We start from the raw sequence: 16212 nt of genomic DNA on the forward strand, positions 1-16212 counted from the left end.
AATTTGTCTAATTTGTGGCAAAAGAAAATATGCGCCATCATTATAAAGAATAATTCGTGAATTCGTGGCGAAAAAAAATAATCCAACGCTTAACATTTCATTTAAAAATAGATAGCGTTTAATTTTTTACATTTATCAAATGTTTTCAAAATTTCAAAATCATATCGTTTCAAGATTTCCTTTTTTAGCCGAAAAAAAGCTTTTTCTAGCTGTAAGCGGCGGATTAGATAGTATGGTTTTGTTGCATTTATTGCACAAACTGCCTTATGAAATTGCTGTTTTGCATTGTAATTTTCAACTCCGCGGATTAGAAAGTTTTGGAGATCAGGAATTTATTCAGAACTATTGCGATCAAAATAATATCCCGATTTTTACGACTCATTTTGATACCGAAGCTTTCGCTAAAGATTATAAATTGTCGACTCAAGTTGCTGCAAGAGAACTTCGCTACAGTTGGTTTTATGAACTTTTAGAAGAAGAAAACTTTGATTATATCTTAACAGCACATCATGCCGATGATAATCTGGAAACTTTCATTATCAATCTAACGCGCGGAACAGGACTAGAAGGTTTAACTGGAATTCCGGAACAAAACGATAAAATTATCCGTCCGCTTTTGCCTTTTTCTAGAGAAGAAATTTTGAAATATGCAGAAGAGCATAAAATAGAATGGCGAGAAGATAGCAGTAATGCTTCAACGAAATATTTGCGAAATAAAATCCGCCATAATTTGGTTCCTGTTTTAAAAGAAATCAATCCTAATTTTTTGGATGCTTTTCAGAAAACGCAGTCGTTTCTTCAAGAATCAAAAGAAATGGTTGAAGACGCTTCGATTATGATTTATCAGCAAGTGGCTAAAGAAGCAGGTGACGATATTCATTTCGATTTAAATCAATTAAAAAAACTTCCAAATTATAAATCGTATTTGTATCAATGGCTGAATGAATTTGGCTTTTCGGCATGGAATGATATTTACGATCTAGTTGAAGGACAATCGGGGAAACAAGTACTTTCAGAGGAATTTAGATTGCTGAAAAATAGAGAAACGCTTATTTTGAGTCCGTTTTCAGGAATGCCAGAAAACGAAGAATATGAAATTAGTGAACAGGATACAGAAGTTAATTTTCCCTTAAAAATGAGTCTTTGTAACGTAGGTCACACAACATTCGGTTCAAATAGGGTTATATTTGTCGATTCGGAAAAAATCCGCTTTCCTTTAGTTTTACGTAAATGGAAAGAAGGAGATGTTTTTCAGCCTTTTGGAATGAGAGGAAAATCTAAAAAAGTCAGCAAACTCTTTAAAGACGAAAAATTATCATTGATCGAAAAAGAAAAAACATGGATTTTATGTTCTGAAAATGAAATCGTCTGGGTTGTCGGAATACGACAGGACGAGCGTTTTAAAATAGAGAAAACCACAAATCAAATACTAAAAATAGAATTACAATAATGAACTTTACTCGAAATCTTCAGACAAATTTGTCAAAAAATGTTTGGACTAAAACCATTTTAATTTTCGTGTTTTTCTTTGCTTTTGCAAAAGGTAATGCACAAATATTAGAGCCAGTAAAATGGACTTCTAAAATTGAGAAAAAAGGAAACAATGCCGTTTTAATTTTTGATGGAACGATCGAAAAAGACTGGCATATGTATTCGCAGTTTACTCCAGACGGCGGACCTTTGGCTTTAGAAATAGCTTTTAAAAATCAGAAAGGGAACTACGAATTAGTTGGAAAAGCAAAGGAAGGTAAAACCAGAACTGCTTTCAACGATGTTTTCGGTGTAGATGAAACTTTCTTTGAAGGAAAAGCACATATTGAACAGGAAATTAAAATCATCAATCCAAACTTAAAAACGGTTGATGTAGATTTTGATTTTCAGGTTTGTAAAGAGGTTTGTATCAATTCGAGTAAGAAATTCTCGATTGCAGTTCCTTCAACTTTCAAAATGGACGAAGTTCCTGTTGTAGCAGAAGTAAAAGCTGATGAAACAAAAGTAGTTGGACTAGCTGTTGATACAGTTAAAAAAGAAGAAGCAACTCAGGCAAAAATTGAAAAAACAGCAGAAACAGCAAAAGAAGAAGTTCCTGTTCCGGCGGCTTCAAGAAGTTTATGGTCAATCTTTTTTCTTGCTTTCTTAGGGGGTTTTGCGGCGTTATTTACACCTTGCGTTTTTCCAATGATTCCAATGACGGTAAGTTTCTTTACCAAACAAAGTAAAAGCCGTGCAAAAGGAATTAGAAATGCGATTATCTACGGACTTTCTATTATTGCAATTTATGTGATTTTAGGACTTGCAGTCACTAAAATATTTGGTGCTGATGCGTTAAATGCTTTATCTACAGATGTTTGGTTTAATCTTGTTTTCTTTGTGATTTTAGTTGTTTTTGCAACATCATTTTTAGGCGCATTTGAAATTATGCTTCCAAATTCTTGGGCAAACAAAGCCGATCAACAGGCAGACAAAGGCGGTTTAATCGGAATATTATTTATGGCTTTGGCTTTGGCAATTGTATCATTTTCTTGTACAGGACCAATTGTTGGAACTTTATTGGTTGATGCAGCTTCAAATGGAGGAATCGCTCCAATTGTCGGAATGTTAGGATTCTCATTGGCATTAGCGCTTCCGTTTATGTTATTTGCGATGTTTCCAGGTTGGTTAAATTCATTACCAAAATCTGGAGGCTGGTTAAATACGGTTAAAGTTGTTTTAGGATTTTTAGAATTAGCATTAGCATTCAAATTCTTATCAAATGCAGATTTAGTTTTACAATTGCATTTCTTAGAAAGAGAAGTTTTCATCGCAATCTGGATTGCCATTTTCGGAGCTTTGACTTTATATTTATTCGGAAAAATTACATTGCCTCACGATAGTCCGACAAACCATATTTCTGTTGGAAGATTGTATTTAGGGTTATTAACTTTTGTATTTACAATGTATTTAATTCCTGGACTTTGGGGAGCACCTTTAAAATTAATCAGTGCATTCCCGCCACCTCCAACATATAGCGAAAGTCCGTTTGGAGTTGGAGGATCTGGAAATGGAGCAGTTTCTGCAGAAGCAGGAAAAGGTTTGCCAGCAGGAGCAGAATTAGGTCCGCACGGAATTATGGTTTTCCACGATTACGAAGATGGTTTAGCGTATGCGAAACAAATTAACAAACCAATCATGTTAGACTTTACAGGTTATGCTTGCGTAAACTGTAGAAAAATGGAAAACAACGTTTGGTCTGAACCGACAATTTTACCAATTCTAAAAAATGATGTGGTTTTGATTTCTCTTTATGTTGATGATAAGCGTGAATTGCCAAAAGAGCAACAGTTTACAACTACTGCCGGAGATAAAATCATTACAGTCGGTGACAAATGGACTGACTTTATGATCTCAAAATATAAAACGAATACACAGCCTTTATATGTTATTACAGATTTGGAAGGAAAAAATATAAATACTTCTAAACCGACAATTAGCTACGTAAGCGCTGATGAATATTTAGAATGGCTGAAAGAAGGAATTGCTAATTTTAAATAGAGAGATAATAGAAGCAAGAAGCAAGATGAAAGAAAATAGAAAATAGATGAAAGGTATGTGCCAGAGTCTAAATCTAAAATCTGCAATCTAAAATCTAAAATAAATAAAAGGGAAGTTAATTCAAGCAAAAAGCACTCTAAGTCAAATTTAGAGTGCTTTTTTATTTATCAAGTAATGTGAGAAAGGGAATTTATTTTTATAAGAATTCTCCGTGTTGAGAGATGTCTAATCCTAGTTCTTCTTTTTCTTCAGTAACTCTTAAAGGAGTAATTTTATTTACAATGAAGAATAAAGCATAAGAAGCTACAAAAGCAAAGATTGAAACGATAACCAAAGCAGTTAATTGGTTGATGAATAAAGTTGGAGTTCCGAAGATTAAACCTTGATTATCACCAACTGCAGGGTTGATTGCTTTTGAAGCGAAAACACCAGTTAAAAGCATACCTACCATACCACCAACACCGTGACAAGCGAATACATCTAGCGCATCGTCGATTTTTCCTTTAGGGAATTTGCTAACTACAATGTTACTTACAATTGCAGAAAATAAACCGATGAAGATTGCGTGAGGAATACTTACGAATCCCGCAGCAGGCGTGATTGCAACAAGACCTACAACAGCTCCAATACAAGCTCCAAGGGCAGATAATTTGTGTCCTAAGATTTTGTCAAGGAAAACCCAAGCCATTGCAGCAGCAGCGGCAGCAACAGTAGTTGTCCCTAAAGCTTGAGTTGCAAGACCATTTGCACCTAAAGCAGAACCCGCATTGAAACCAAACCATCCGAACCAAAGTAGACCTGTTCCTAATAATACATAAGTAATTCTTGCGGGATTTGCTTTTTGAATTTTTCTTTTTCCTAAGAACATAGCTCCAGCCAATGCAGCCCATCCAGCACTCATGTGTACTACAGTTCCTCCAGCGAAGTCAAGAACTCCCATTTTGAAGAAAACTCCATCAGGATGCCAAGTCATGTGAGCAAGCGGAGCGTATATTAAAATGATGAATAAAACCATGAATAATAAATATGCCCAGAAACGTATACGTTCTGCAAAAGCACCTGTAATTAATGCAGGTGTAATGATAGCAAATTTTGCCTGAAATAATGCGAATAACATAAAAGGAATAGTTGGGGCAAGGCTCCAAGCTGTATTTGTTCCAACACCTTCAAAGAATAAATTAGAAGATGGATTACCAATTATACCGCCAATTGTTGGTCCAAAAGCTAATCCGAAAGCAACAACAACCCATAAGATAGTAACAATTACCATCGCCATAAAGCTTTGCAGCATAGTACTAATTACGTTCTTCTTACCTACCATACCTCCGTAGAAAAATCCTAATCCTGGTGTCATTAGCAAAACAAAAGCAGTTGCAACGATCATCCAAGCAGTATCTCCTGTATCAAACTTTACAGCTTCTGCAGGAATTGGGTTGTCTGCAATAATAAAGTTTGAAATAAAGGTTAGCACTAAAATCGTGATAAGAATCACACTTAAAATAATTTTTCGCATAGTTATTTAGTTTTAAATTTTTTATAAAAGTATAAAATCATTTAATACCCCCTAAAAAAATAGGGTTATGTGCTTGATTTTTGTTAAATTTAAAATTTAACCCCTTTCATTTTGCGTGAATTTCTTAAAACAAACTTAAAATTTACAATTTGGCAACATTTTTTTTTCACTTACCAACATTTTTGATAATTTTTGGGGTAATTGATTGCTATTTTTTGTAGGATAATAGATATTTGTTGTTTAAAAAACGTCTAGAGTTAATTGTAAAGGATGTTTTTTTAACCTTTTAACAATTTTGATGATTATAATTTAAAGATGGAAAATAGAAAAATTAAGTGGGGAATCGTAGGACTGGGAAATATTGCAAGTCAGTTTGCTTCAGATTTATTATTAGTTGAAAATGCTGAGCTTACGGCAGTTGCATCCAGAGATTTTTCTAAAGCAGAACAGTTTGGCGGAAAATTTAATGCTTTAAGAATGTATAATTCCTATGATTTACTTTTCGAAGATCCAGAAGTTGAGATCATCTACATTGCAACTCCTCATAATTCGCATACCGAATTGTCTATAAAAGCATTAGAACACGGTAAACATGTTTTATGCGAAAAACCAATGGCATTATCGTATAAAGATGCCGAAAGAATGATTGAAGCTTCTAAAAAATACAATAAATTTTTTATGGAAGCATTTTGGACGCGATTTATTCCATCAGTTCAAGATGTTTTGCAGAAAATAAATAATGGAGCAATTGGAAACGTAAATTATATAAAAGCTGATTTTGCCTTTCACGGAAGTGAAACAGAAAACAAAAGACTTTTTGATAAAGAACTTGGGGGCGGAGCATTATTTGATATTGGCGTTTATCCTTTATTTCTGTCCTATATACTATTAGGATACCCAAAAGAGATTTTAGCGAAAGCAATTAAACACAAAAATGATATAGATTTGCAAACTTCTATGATTTTGCAATACGAATCAGGACAATCTGTTTTACATGCTTCTATAGTTTCAGAATCTGATATGAAAGCTGTTATTTCCGGAACAGAAGGAAGAGTAGAATTAAATGCGCCGTGGTTTGTTGCAGATGGTTATTCTTTATTTAAAAATGAAGAAAAAGAAGCAACGTTTACTTTGGCAACTCTTGGAAAAGGATATTCTCACGAAATTATCGAATGCCAAAATTCTATTTTGAATAATGAAATCGAAAGCAAACTTTGGTCACATCAGAATTGTTTAGATTTGAGTAGAATAGTGGAGGAGATTAAAACTCAGATTGGGTTAAATTTTTAAGCGAATTTTTTTACTCATATCCAAAACCAACATAATCTATTTGCTTCTCTTTAAAGAATTTTTTGAAAATATTGATTTCATTATTGATGTTATTCAAATCTTCCTCAATTGTCTTTCTATCAAAATTCCATGTTCGATTATGATCAGAATCAATCCATTTAATAGTATTATTTTCATGGATAACTTCTATTCCATTATTCCATCCGCTACATTGGGGAAGACCGCAGCAACAAGAGAATATGAAATGTTTTCCGTTTGATTCTAAGCTTTTTAACAGAACGTCAGAATCAACAATGTCACTATTGCTGTATGGTTTTTCTCCATTGATAATAATCTCAATATCGCCCTGCATCCAGATATCTGAGTCTACTTGTATAGCTGTAACTTTTAGTTCAATTAATATATTATCCAATAGGTTTATTTTAAAGTAGTAAAATATTTACAAAAATAACGATTTTTCATATTTAATTAAATACTTTTACTTTTTTATAAGAATTTATTTATGTTAGTAAAAGTTTACGGAAGTGCCGTTTTTGGAGTTGAGGCCACAACAATTACAGTTGAGGTTCATATGGATAAAGGAATTGGTTATCATTTAGTTGGACTTCCAGATAATGCGATAAAAGAAAGCAGTTATAGAATTGCTGCAGCTCTCAAAAATAACGGATTCAATCTTCCAGGAAAGAAAATCACAATCAATATGGCGCCTGCCGATCTTCGAAAAGAAGGTTCATCGTATGATTTGACTTTAGCGATGGGAATTTTGGTTGGTTCTGATCAGATTAAAGCTCCTGAAATTGAACGATATATTATTATGGGAGAACTTTCTTTAGACGGAAGTCTGCAACCTATTCGAGGAGCATTACCCATTGCAATCAAAGCGAAAGAAGAAGGTTATAAAGGTTTTTTTCTTCCGATTCAAAATGTAAAAGAAGCGGCAATTGTAGCGGGATTAGATGTTTATGGAGTAGAAAATTTAAAAGAAATCATTGATTTTTTCTCAGGAAAAGGAACGAAACAGCCAACCATTATTGATACAAGAGCAGAATTCTACAAAACATTAGATTTTCCAGAACATGATTTTTCAGACGTGCGCGGACAAGAAAGTATCAAACGCTGTATGGAAATCGCAGCAGCTGGTGGACATAATATTATTTTGATTGGTCCGCCTGGAGCGGGAAAAACAATGTTGGCAAAACGTGTTCCGAGTATTTTACCACCAATGACTTTGCGCGAAGCTTTGGAAACTACTAAAATTCATAGTGTTGCAGGGAAATTAAAAGAAGTTGGATTAATGAATCAAAGACCATTTAGAAGTCCGCATCATACTATTTCTAATGTTGCACTTGTCGGCGGAGGAAGTTATCCGCAACCGGGCGAAATTTCGATGGCACATAATGGCGTTTTGTTTTTGGATGAATTGCCAGAATTTAAACGAGACGTTTTAGAAGTAATGCGTCAACCTTTAGAAGATCGAGAAGTTACTATTTCGCGAGCTAAATTTACGATAACATATCCTTCGTCTTTTATGCTTGTGGCAAGTATGAACCCAAGTCCAAGCGGATTTTTTAACGATCCGAGTATGCCCAATACTTCTTCGCCACACGAAATGCAACGTTATATGAGCAAAATCTCGGGGCCATTGTTAGATAGAATTGATATTCATATCGAAGTTACTCCCGTTCCATTTGATAAACTCTCAGATGAACGAAAAGCAGAAAGCAGTGTAGAAATTCGCAAACGAGTTACAGCGGCGAGAGAAATTCAGACCAAAAGATTTGAAACGGTTGAAAATGTCCATTACAACGCTCAAATGAGCAGCAAACTAATTCGAGAATATTGTGTTTTGGACGAACCTTCAAAAGAATTATTAAAAACCGCAATGGAGCGATTGAATCTTTCAGCAAGAGCTTACGACCGAATTTTGAAAGTTTCGAGAACGATCGCCGATTTAGATCATTCCGAAAATATTGTTTCTTCTCATATTGCTGAAGCGATTCAATATAGAAGTCTGGATAGAGAAGGGTGGTTGGGATGATTTTCTTTCATCTTGATATATGCTAATTGACAGAATCGTAAATTAGCATATATCAAGCATATGCTTAAAATTTTGCAACATTCCAAAAGCTTATTTTTCTTCTAGTAGTAAAACCTAGTTTTTCATAAAGTTTTATGGCACCAATATTATTTTCTACAACATGCAAAAATGGAATTCTTTCCTCATCAAAAATTTTGTTCACTACATGCGCAACCAGCTGTTTAGCGTAACCTTTTCCAGTATGTTCAGGATGAGTTATTATCGCGCTTACTTCTGTGAAATGATCCATTTTCATACGTTCTCCCGCAATGGCAATTAATTGTCTATTTTTAAAAATGCCAAAATAATCACCTAATAAAAATGTTTTAGGTTTAAAATATCCCGGTTGTACTAAATTGACTAAATCGAATAATTCATCACTATGTTGCTCCGTCAATTTTATTATTTCATTTTCTGCCGTTACTTGAATTTTATCTCGAAGAATCATTTGAAGACAAACCAATTCTTTAACAATTTGAAGAGAATCAGAAACTTTAGGATTTTCCCCAACAATAAAGAAATTATCACAAAGTTGTGCATATTGACTAGTTGCTTCTAAAGTATTGCCATTTGCAGCAAATCCTCCAAACGGACAGTAATCAGGATTGTAAAACTTCGTTCCATCGTAATTTAAAGTGAACTTCTCATGACTTTCCGACAAAGAATGCCAAACAGGATTATCTAGTTTATTTTCGTCAGGAGTTTTCATATTTATTGTTTATTTTTAGAATAAAAAAATTTGAAAGCATTGCCAACAGCAGTATGTAAAATCGATCCGTGAGTTTCTTCAGGGAAATAATCGAAAAAGACTTTTACATTTTTACTTTTAGATTCTTTTAATTTTTCGGCTAGTAAATTAGCATCGACTTCCATTACGTGCGGAATTTCTGTTGGAGCTAATCCTTCTTTTCCAACTGCAATGTAAATTTCGGTTTGCTGGTTGAAATTTTCTTTTAGCATTTCAGAATCTAAATTCAGCAAAGAACCATTATTCCACCATAAACTTGGACTTACAATAACATATTTATTAAAAAGAAATGGTTTTTTAAGCAAGATTTCTGTTCCTAACAATCCCCCTAAAGACTGGCCAATGATAGTTTTAGACTCGTTGGTTTTGTATTTTTTTTCAATGAAAGGCTGTAATTCTTTTTCGATAAAAGCAATAAATTGATCAGAATGTCCGGTTGTCGGAAAACGAGTTTTATCTTTTTCGATTGTTGTTGGAGAAGTAAAATCTCTTTTTCGGTCAACTGTCGCAATTCCAACCACGATTGATTTCGGAACCTGATTAATCCATTCAAAACTGTTGAATTGAACCAATCCAGAAATATGAATAAAATCTTCATCGGCAGAACCGTCAAGTAAGTAGATAACAGGATATTTTGTTACTTCAGCAGGATTGTAACCTTCAGGAAGATAAATGTTTAGAATTCGTGTTTCGTTTAATTCTTTAGATTGAATTTCGTCAATCACGCCCAATACAAAAGGCTTAGAATTTTCTGTGGTTTTAGTTTTGTTTTTTTGGCTGAATACTGCGGTAAAAAAGAAAAAAGAAAAGGCTAGAGCAAAAAGTTTGTTCATTAAATTAGAAGTAAATGGTTTTTAGATAAACGAAAATACAAATTTAATGTCAGTTAATTTTTTGTTCTGGCCTTTATTTATGATTGATTAAATTTAAGCTTTCTCAGCAAAAATAGCATCTAAGCCTTCCATAGCAATGGTGAAACCTTCTTTGAATCCCATTTGAATAATCATTTCTAAATCTGATAGTTTTTCATGTTTAATTTCAACATCAACAAAAGTAGAACCGTCTTTTTCAGAGAAAGTAACGTCCCAGTCAGAGCGCGGAAATTCGTCGTTTAAATTTCCTTCGCTATCGCAAAAAGCGTCAAGCCATTTTACATTCGTTTTCGGATTTATGGAAGTATAATCTGCAAGTGCCCAATGCTCTTCACCTTCTGGACCAACCATTGCGTATAATCTTCGTCCGCCTTCTTCAAATTTCATTCTTTTCGTTCGTGATTTCCACGGAGCTGGCGCCCACCACAAATCTAGAATTTGAGGTTCTGTCCAAGCCGACCAAACTTGAGCAAGCGAAGCATTAAATTCACGTTTTACATTTACAGTATTATTTTCTTTATCTACAGTAAAATTCATTAAAAGATTTGAATTCATTTTCTTTAGATTTTTAGTTCGTTAATAGTTCATTGGATACAATTAAAACACATAGAAACATAGATTTTCTGCCATAAAAAAGGAAATAAAAGAAACTAGTTTCCACACATAGCTAAACTATGTGCATTTAGATTAGTGAAACGCCTTTTCTAGATATTTAAAAGGCTATGTTTCTATGTGTTTAAAAATTAAATAATTCAGTTAAACAGATTTTACTTTTCGGCTAAGATTTTATCCAAACCTTGCATTGCAGAAGTAAATCCTTCTCTAAAGCCCATTTCGATAATTTTTTGCAACTCTTCAAAACTGTCACGTTTGATTACAATATCAACAATTGTAGAATTGCCTTCTTCAGAAAAAGAAATATCCCAATACGAGCTTCCAAATTCAGAATTTGGATTTCCTTCTCCGTCAGAAAACGTTGCCGAGTGCTTAAAGTTTGTTTTAGGAGAAATCGAAGAATACTCAAAATAGCTCCAGCGCTCTGTGCCGTCTGGTCCGACCATGGCATATAATCTTCTTCCGCCTTCTTTAAACTCCATGGTTTTGGTTTTAGATACAAACGGAGCCGGTGCCCACCACAAATCTAGAATTTCAGGTTCTGTCCATGCAGACCAAACATTAGACAATGGCGCGTCGAATTCGCGTTTTACATTTACCGTTTTATTTTCCTTGTCTACAGAAAAATTCATTAATAAATCAGTTCTCATTTTCTTTAGCTTTTAAGTTTAGTAATACTTGATCCAATTGACTAAAGCGCTGTTCCCAAATTGCTTTAAACTGCTCCAGCCATTCATCAACTTCTTTCATTTTTTCAATTTTGAGCTGATAATAGATTTCTCTGCCCAATTTCTTTTCTTCCAATAAATCACATTCATTCAGTATTTTAATGTGTTTAGAAACCGCCTGTCTTGTAGTTTGAAACTGCTCTGCAATTGCATTTGGTGTTAATGCAGTAGAAGAAATCAAAACTAATATTGCTCTTCTCGTCGGATCGGCAATAGCTTGAAAAATATCTCTTTTCATTTTTTTGAATATAAATTAGCAACTAATCAGTTGCAAATATACGCAACTTTTTGGTTGCGCAATTAAAAACATGATTTTTTTTGAATGAAAAGAACCTAAACAAAAAAAGACGCATCAAAAATGCGTCTTTTCCTCTATAATCGTGTTGTATAATTATCGTCTAAATTTATTCTTTACAATAATGTCTTTTAGCTTGGCTTTCAGGTCTTCACCTGTATCATAAACCATCTGTTCGTTATTTGGAAACGCAACGGCACGTCTGTCAAAATAAGACAGATAATTATCATCGCAAGCACCTCTATTTCCTTTATAAGTCGAATAAATATTTTCAAAAATATACTCGCTACTTATCGGGAAAGTCTGAACCAGCTGATTCGTTTTCAAATCTAAATAATCAACTTTTGCAGTTACCAAACAAGATTTAAACTGTCTGGATTCGTAAACTGTTGCACGAAGTGTTTTGTAATTATCGACTTTAATTTCTTTGCCCAAGCTATCTTTTACAGGTCTTCCGCGGCTGTCCAAAAGTGTTTTTACGCCATCTTTAACTTGCTTTTCTTTTATAAATTCTTTCTCCTTAATCTGTTCTGGCGAAATGGCAATCTGTCTGAAACTAAGAATCAAACTATAATCATACAACACATTTTTTTGTCTTGCACTATGATAAACGGTCCATTTATCATTTAATCCGTAAGTTTTAAAATCCAATAAATCGTCCTGAAGCGTTTTCGGAATCACCATATTCGTTTCGTTTTTTGCATAAACATCTACGAAATCAGTTCCTTTAAAAAGGGCATCATCCATTAACTTTTTAGTGTTTTTATAATTTGGATTAATGCTTTCCAAATAAACAAAATCATCGTATGCTTTTCTAAAATCTAATTTATTATTCGATTTCAAAAGGGCAGAAGCATTTTCATACAAATATTTAGAAAGTGCATTTTTACTGTTTGCAAGCTCATCAGAATAATTATCAAAAGGGAAATAAGCATTTTTTCCCAACTTCAATAAAGGCAACGGCAAAAGCGGTCTAATTTTTTCCTGACGGTTATTTAGCTGTAAATAAGTGTTATAGATGCGTTCCGCATTTGCAGGATTATTCTCTTTATTCATCATTTCCAAATTACGGAGATCTCGGTCTTTAGCTTTTGCAAAGGCTTCTTCTAGCAAATAAACGTAGTCTTGTTTGCCTTTAGAATCTTTTTTTGTTCGCAATGCTTCAACAGCGCGATCGATTGCACCATCATAATTTCCGTCGCTAAGCATTGATTGTGTTGTCTTTACGCCGCAAGAAGAAAAGGCTAAAAACAATATAGAAAATAGAAAAGTAATTTTTTGCATCGTATGTTTTTGAAGGTGTAAATATATCTTTTTAAACTTTCAACAACTATGCCTTCTTTATTTTTTTATTTGAGGAGCAGAAAAGCTATTCAAAGACTTCTTTTTGCATATTCCATTTATAGATTTTTTTTCTAAAATTGAGATACTTTCCATATTCTTTTTCAAAGTATTCAGGAGAAGACATTGGGTTTTCTTCAAATGAAACGGTCATATTTTTTCCATTTCGAGGAAGTTCTATTGTAAATTGAGATTGAGTTAAATTCTCTTTGATGGATTGTTTTGTATTAGTCTTTGTAAATTCACTAACAAGATTATTTATAAAAACATCAAAATTTGAGGTATAGCTTTTTAGGTATCCTGTTCTAACTTCAGTTAAATTATCATTTTTGTATTCAAAAAGTTTAAAATTTCGCTGATGAAATCCGCCATTACTTCCAGAAACTGCTGAAAGAGCAATTAATTTTTTACCTTTTAAATTCCAATACGCCATTTCATAAATTGCATATCCAGAAGTACCGTCTATATAATCTTGGCTTAATCGCAGATACCCATTTTTAGTATCGATTTCTACATTATATTGATTATCACCATATTTTGTAAGCGTTTTGTTTTTTACCAATTTTTTCTTTTCGAGATAGCTTAATTCATCAACATAAGATGACGGAATCGAATAGAAAAAGTCAATAATATTTTGCGCGCTTATATTTTGAATCGATAAAATCAGTATTGCGAAATAAAGTATTTTCTTCATATTTAATTATAGATAATGTTTAATCTATTTTGATTAGGTTGAATTTTTTAGTTAAGGGATTAAATTCATAGTTCAATGTATTCCCTTTAAAACAATCTTTATTTTCATCTAAATACGAATTGCTCATTTTTATCTTTTTTGTACCGATATAGGAATATTCAAATAGAATTCTGTTATCGTCAAAGATTTCCATACATTTTTCATCGTTCGGATCAATTACCAACGCGGTTATAAAATGATCAAATAAATCTCTGAACGGAATATTGGTAAGTTGGCCATCTTCATATTCAAATGCATGAAAATCATTGCCGTCTCCCACAATATCGTCTGTAATTACAATGTAATTGTTGGGTTTTATTTTATAAATAGATAAAATCCAATATCCGTCAACGACTTGAATTCCAATTGTGTTAGGTTGCAATAGTTCTATGTGAGAAAAATGTTCGCGCGAAGCAGTTGCATAATTATTTAATTTGATTTTTTTTACAAATTCTAATCGGTCATTTTTGGGCCAACCCCAGCTTGCCATTGTGCTATCTGGTAAAATAGTCAAAATATCAAACAGATTTTTATGATCTTGATAAGTGATCTTTAATGTATCGGTCTTTGTTTCATTATCGGCTTCTGTTATAGTTTCAGGACCATTTGAGACTTCTTTCTTTACAATTATGGTTTGTTCATTCTTTTTACAAGAAAAGAATGTAAGGATTATCAGGAGTAAGATTGTTTTTTTCATTTTAAGCTTTTAGTGCTTTTGCAAGTTTAGTTTTCCCATGTTTCGATTAAATTCTCAGACCATAATTTTTGGGCAAATTCTTTAAAAACTTTTTGACCTTTTTTAAAGTTTTCATCAAACTTGAATTCACCTCCTAAAAATTGTTTTTCACCATTATCCAGAACTCCAACTTGAACTTTATTTTCTCCACGCATAGCATATTTTTTACTTCCTTCGTACATAATAATTTTCATATCCGACGGACTTACATCTCCATGACAAACCGTTTTATACATCAGCCAAACTTCGGCAATTCCGTTGTTGTTTAGATCTGTAACTTGAAAAGTGTTTTTGACAAATGAAGCAACAAGATCGACAGGACAATCTGAAATAAAATCGTAAACTTGCCAAGTTCGTTTTACCTTATTTCCTGAAATGATATAATGATAAGCAAATAATTCAGCATCAGAACCATCAGATTCGTGTTTGAATTTTTCGTTGATGTGATAACCTGTTTCAGTAGTAATTACAATATTGTCTCCCAATTTGTCCTTCCATCGAACGGCATTTTTTACAAAGCCTTCATATTTTATTGACTTAGGAAATTGAGTAGAATCGATTTTTTCAACCGTTAAAACAAATGGCTTTTCTGTTGATTTCTCACTTGAAACATCAGTTTTGATTTCTTCTTTTTTATCTGATTTGCAACTTGAAAACAGAACGATAAACAATAACAGGATTGTAATTTTTTTCATGAAAGGCATTTATATAATTTAATAGGAGAGTTGTTTTTTTATTAAAGAAAATTAATCGAACTGCATTCCACTTTCTTGATCAAATTGTTTTCTTTCCTCATCATTCATTCGGTCTCTTAAAACTCGAATTGTATAACCTCCATATAATTTTCCATTTACGAGATACATCCAGTCACTAATTTTAGAAGCGTCAATATCTATTTTGTCTCCTGCTTTATATTCTGTAATGTATTCAGGATCATTATTTAAAATTCCAGAATAATTTCCATCTTTATAATGAATAGCTCCAATCCACATATGCTCCGCACCTTTCGAATTAGAAAACTTAACTTTTAAAGCATGGTTATCAGCATTAACATCAGATAATCCTTTATTGAAATCATTTAATGTTTTGGTTGCTTCTAAAATTGCAGCATTCATTTCTGGGTCTTCTTTTTCGACGCCGTAAATTGTTGGTTCATTTTCTCTTTCTATTTTATTAGATTCTTTACAACTAACTAAAAAGGAAATGCTGATTAAGATTAAAAAAAAATTTTTCATTATTATACTACTGTTTGATTTTGGTTTGTTATTTGTTTTTTAATCAGGACAACCTGCCCCAAATGATAATAACTATGTTCAATCATAGCTTCGATATTTCTTTTATAAGTTCCGTATTTGACATCTACAAAACCTTCATTGAGTTTTTCGTCGGGCATTTGTTCTACTGACAAAGCAAATTGCTCGGCATCATTCCAAAATTTATTTAGAAAAATATTCCATTGTTCTTGCGATTGAATGGGTGGAAAATCGAAACTAAATTTGTCTTTTATATCTAAAGTTCCACCTTCAAAAACTTGATTGATTCCGTTGATGTAATAATGAATATGTTGCGCCAGAACTGCAATTGTATTTAAGTTCTGAACCGGACTAACGGCAATTTTCCAATCCAGATTTTCGAGCTGATCTTTAAAATTGGTGTTCGCAATCCAAGTTCCGTTTAAAATGACTTCTCTAAAACGATTTGCAATTTCAGTTGTACTTTTCATATTCAAAATA

The 16212-nt window shown here is 33.0% G+C and carries 17 protein-coding genes; 4 read left to right on the forward strand and 13 right to left on the reverse strand.

The window, feature by feature from the left end:
• The first annotated feature begins 139 nt into the window (after positions 1–139).
• The gene (tilS, locus tag QLQ96_RS10825) at positions 140–1450 is read left to right on the forward strand and encodes a tRNA lysidine(34) synthetase TilS (RefSeq protein WP_482496668.1); all 1311 of its coding nucleotides are present in this window, start codon (positions 140–142) and stop codon (positions 1448–1450) included.
• Positions 1450–3531 carry a protein-disulfide reductase DsbD family protein gene (locus tag QLQ96_RS10830; RefSeq protein WP_482496669.1) on the forward strand — a complete coding sequence of 694 codons (2082 nt, stop codon included), beginning with the start codon at positions 1450–1452 and terminating at the stop codon, positions 3529–3531. The genes tilS and QLQ96_RS10830 overlap by 1 nt, the downstream gene beginning before the upstream one ends.
• 196 nt (positions 3532–3727) lie before the next feature.
• On the opposite strand, the gene QLQ96_RS10835 is transcribed toward QLQ96_RS10830, so the two are convergent.
• Positions 3728–5044 carry an ammonium transporter gene (locus tag QLQ96_RS10835; RefSeq protein WP_482496670.1) on the reverse strand — a complete coding sequence of 439 codons (1317 nt, stop codon included), beginning with the start codon at positions 5042–5044 and terminating at the stop codon, positions 3728–3730.
• 315 nt (positions 5045–5359) lie between these two features.
• On the opposite strand from QLQ96_RS10835, the gene QLQ96_RS10840 reads away from it, so the two are divergent.
• Positions 5360–6334, forward strand: a complete 975-nt coding sequence (locus tag QLQ96_RS10840; RefSeq protein WP_482496671.1) for a Gfo/Idh/MocA family protein — start codon at positions 5360–5362, stop codon at positions 6332–6334.
• A 10-nt stretch (positions 6335–6344) separates the two neighbouring features.
• Here QLQ96_RS10840 and QLQ96_RS10845 read toward each other — a convergent pair whose 3' ends face one another.
• Entirely contained in the window at positions 6345–6746 is a 402-nt protein-coding gene (locus tag QLQ96_RS10845) for a hypothetical protein (protein ID WP_482496672.1), read from the reverse strand.
• Positions 6747–6836: 90 nt separating this feature from the next.
• Between QLQ96_RS10845 and QLQ96_RS10850 the strand changes: the two genes are divergently transcribed.
• Positions 6837–8372, forward strand: a complete 1536-nt coding sequence (locus QLQ96_RS10850; protein WP_482496673.1) for a YifB family Mg chelatase-like AAA ATPase — start codon at positions 6837–6839, stop codon at positions 8370–8372.
• 64 nt (positions 8373–8436) lie between these two features.
• Here QLQ96_RS10850 and QLQ96_RS10855 read toward each other — a convergent pair whose 3' ends face one another.
• The 11 genes from QLQ96_RS10855 to QLQ96_RS10905 all read right to left on the reverse strand — a co-directional run bounded on the left by QLQ96_RS10855 (position 8437) and on the right by QLQ96_RS10905 (position 16202).
• A complete protein-coding gene (locus QLQ96_RS10855) occupies positions 8437–9120 on the reverse strand; it encodes a GNAT family N-acetyltransferase (RefSeq protein WP_482496674.1) in 684 nt (227 codons plus the stop codon).
• Positions 9121–9122: 2 nt separating this feature from the next.
• Positions 9123–9992, reverse strand: a complete 870-nt coding sequence (locus QLQ96_RS10860) for an alpha/beta hydrolase (protein WP_482496675.1) — start codon at positions 9990–9992, stop codon at positions 9123–9125.
• Between the two features lie 93 nt (positions 9993–10085).
• On the reverse strand, positions 10086–10586 hold the full coding sequence (locus tag QLQ96_RS10865; RefSeq protein WP_482496676.1) for an SRPBCC family protein: 501 nt from the start codon (positions 10584–10586) through the stop codon (positions 10086–10088).
• Between the two features lie 212 nt (positions 10587–10798).
• Complete coding sequence (locus QLQ96_RS10870) at positions 10799–11296, reverse strand: SRPBCC family protein (protein ID WP_482496677.1); 498 nt, start codon at positions 11294–11296, stop codon at positions 10799–10801.
• Positions 11286–11612: an ArsR/SmtB family transcription factor gene (locus tag QLQ96_RS10875; RefSeq protein WP_198856796.1), complete on the reverse strand. Its 327-nt coding sequence runs from the start codon at positions 11610–11612 to the stop codon at positions 11286–11288. Before QLQ96_RS10875 ends, QLQ96_RS10870 begins: the two co-directional genes overlap by 11 nt.
• Before the next feature lie 153 nt (positions 11613–11765).
• The gene (locus tag QLQ96_RS10880; protein ID WP_482496678.1) at positions 11766–12953 is read right to left on the reverse strand and encodes a hypothetical protein; all 1188 of its coding nucleotides are present in this window, start codon (positions 12951–12953) and stop codon (positions 11766–11768) included.
• 85 nt (positions 12954–13038) lie between these two features.
• Positions 13039–13704: a hypothetical protein gene (locus QLQ96_RS10885; protein WP_482496679.1), complete on the reverse strand. Its 666-nt coding sequence runs from the start codon at positions 13702–13704 to the stop codon at positions 13039–13041.
• A 19-nt stretch (positions 13705–13723) separates the two neighbouring features.
• Positions 13724–14440: a hypothetical protein gene (locus tag QLQ96_RS10890; RefSeq protein ID WP_482496680.1), complete on the reverse strand. Its 717-nt coding sequence runs from the start codon at positions 14438–14440 to the stop codon at positions 13724–13726.
• A gap of 26 nt (positions 14441–14466) precedes the next feature.
• Entirely contained in the window at positions 14467–15174 is a 708-nt protein-coding gene (locus QLQ96_RS10895) for a M949_RS01915 family surface polysaccharide biosynthesis protein (RefSeq protein ID WP_482496681.1), read from the reverse strand.
• A 51-nt stretch (positions 15175–15225) separates the two neighbouring features.
• Entirely contained in the window at positions 15226–15714 is a 489-nt protein-coding gene (locus tag QLQ96_RS10900; RefSeq protein ID WP_482496682.1) for a YegJ family protein, read from the reverse strand.
• A 2-nt stretch (positions 15715–15716) separates the two neighbouring features.
• On the reverse strand, positions 15717–16202 hold the full coding sequence (locus QLQ96_RS10905; protein WP_482496683.1) for a DUF1572 domain-containing protein: 486 nt from the start codon (positions 16200–16202) through the stop codon (positions 15717–15719).
• Positions 16203–16212: the final 10 nt, after the last annotated feature.

The sequence above is a fragment of the Flavobacterium sp. B167r genome (assembly GCF_056824315.1).

Bases quoted from the DNA above. Each gene is read 5' to 3' on its own strand.
- tilS (WP_482496668.1), top strand. From the start codon at position 140: ATGTTTTCAAAATTTCAAAATCATATCGTTTCAAGATTTCCTTTTTTA.
- QLQ96_RS10830 (WP_482496669.1), top strand. From the start codon at position 1,450: ATGAACTTTACTCGAAATCTTCAGACAAATTTGTCAAAAAATGTTTGG.
- QLQ96_RS10835 (WP_482496670.1), bottom strand. From the start codon at position 5,044: ATGCGAAAAATTATTTTAAGTGTGATTCTTATCACGATTTTAGTGCTA.
- QLQ96_RS10840 (WP_482496671.1), top strand. From the start codon at position 5,360: ATGGAAAATAGAAAAATTAAGTGGGGAATCGTAGGACTGGGAAATATT.
- QLQ96_RS10850 (WP_482496673.1), top strand. From the start codon at position 6,837: ATGTTAGTAAAAGTTTACGGAAGTGCCGTTTTTGGAGTTGAGGCCACA.
- QLQ96_RS10855 (WP_482496674.1), bottom strand. From the start codon at position 9,120: ATGAAAACTCCTGACGAAAATAAACTAGATAATCCTGTTTGGCATTCT.
- QLQ96_RS10860 (WP_482496675.1), bottom strand. From the start codon at position 9,992: ATGAACAAACTTTTTGCTCTAGCCTTTTCTTTTTTCTTTTTTACCGCA.
- QLQ96_RS10865 (WP_482496676.1), bottom strand. From the start codon at position 10,586: ATGAATTCAAATCTTTTAATGAATTTTACTGTAGATAAAGAAAATAAT.
- QLQ96_RS10870 (WP_482496677.1), bottom strand. From the start codon at position 11,296: ATGAGAACTGATTTATTAATGAATTTTTCTGTAGACAAGGAAAATAAA.
- QLQ96_RS10875 (WP_198856796.1), bottom strand. From the start codon at position 11,612: ATGAAAAGAGATATTTTTCAAGCTATTGCCGATCCGACGAGAAGAGCA.
- QLQ96_RS10880 (WP_482496678.1), bottom strand. From the start codon at position 12,953: ATGCAAAAAATTACTTTTCTATTTTCTATATTGTTTTTAGCCTTTTCT.
- QLQ96_RS10885 (WP_482496679.1), bottom strand. From the start codon at position 13,704: ATGAAGAAAATACTTTATTTCGCAATACTGATTTTATCGATTCAAAAT.
- QLQ96_RS10890 (WP_482496680.1), bottom strand. From the start codon at position 14,440: ATGAAAAAAACAATCTTACTCCTGATAATCCTTACATTCTTTTCTTGT.
- QLQ96_RS10895 (WP_482496681.1), bottom strand. From the start codon at position 15,174: ATGAAAAAAATTACAATCCTGTTATTGTTTATCGTTCTGTTTTCAAGT.
- QLQ96_RS10900 (WP_482496682.1), bottom strand. From the start codon at position 15,714: ATGAAAAATTTTTTTTTAATCTTAATCAGCATTTCCTTTTTAGTTAGT.
- QLQ96_RS10905 (WP_482496683.1), bottom strand. From the start codon at position 16,202: ATGAAAAGTACAACTGAAATTGCAAATCGTTTTAGAGAAGTCATTTTA.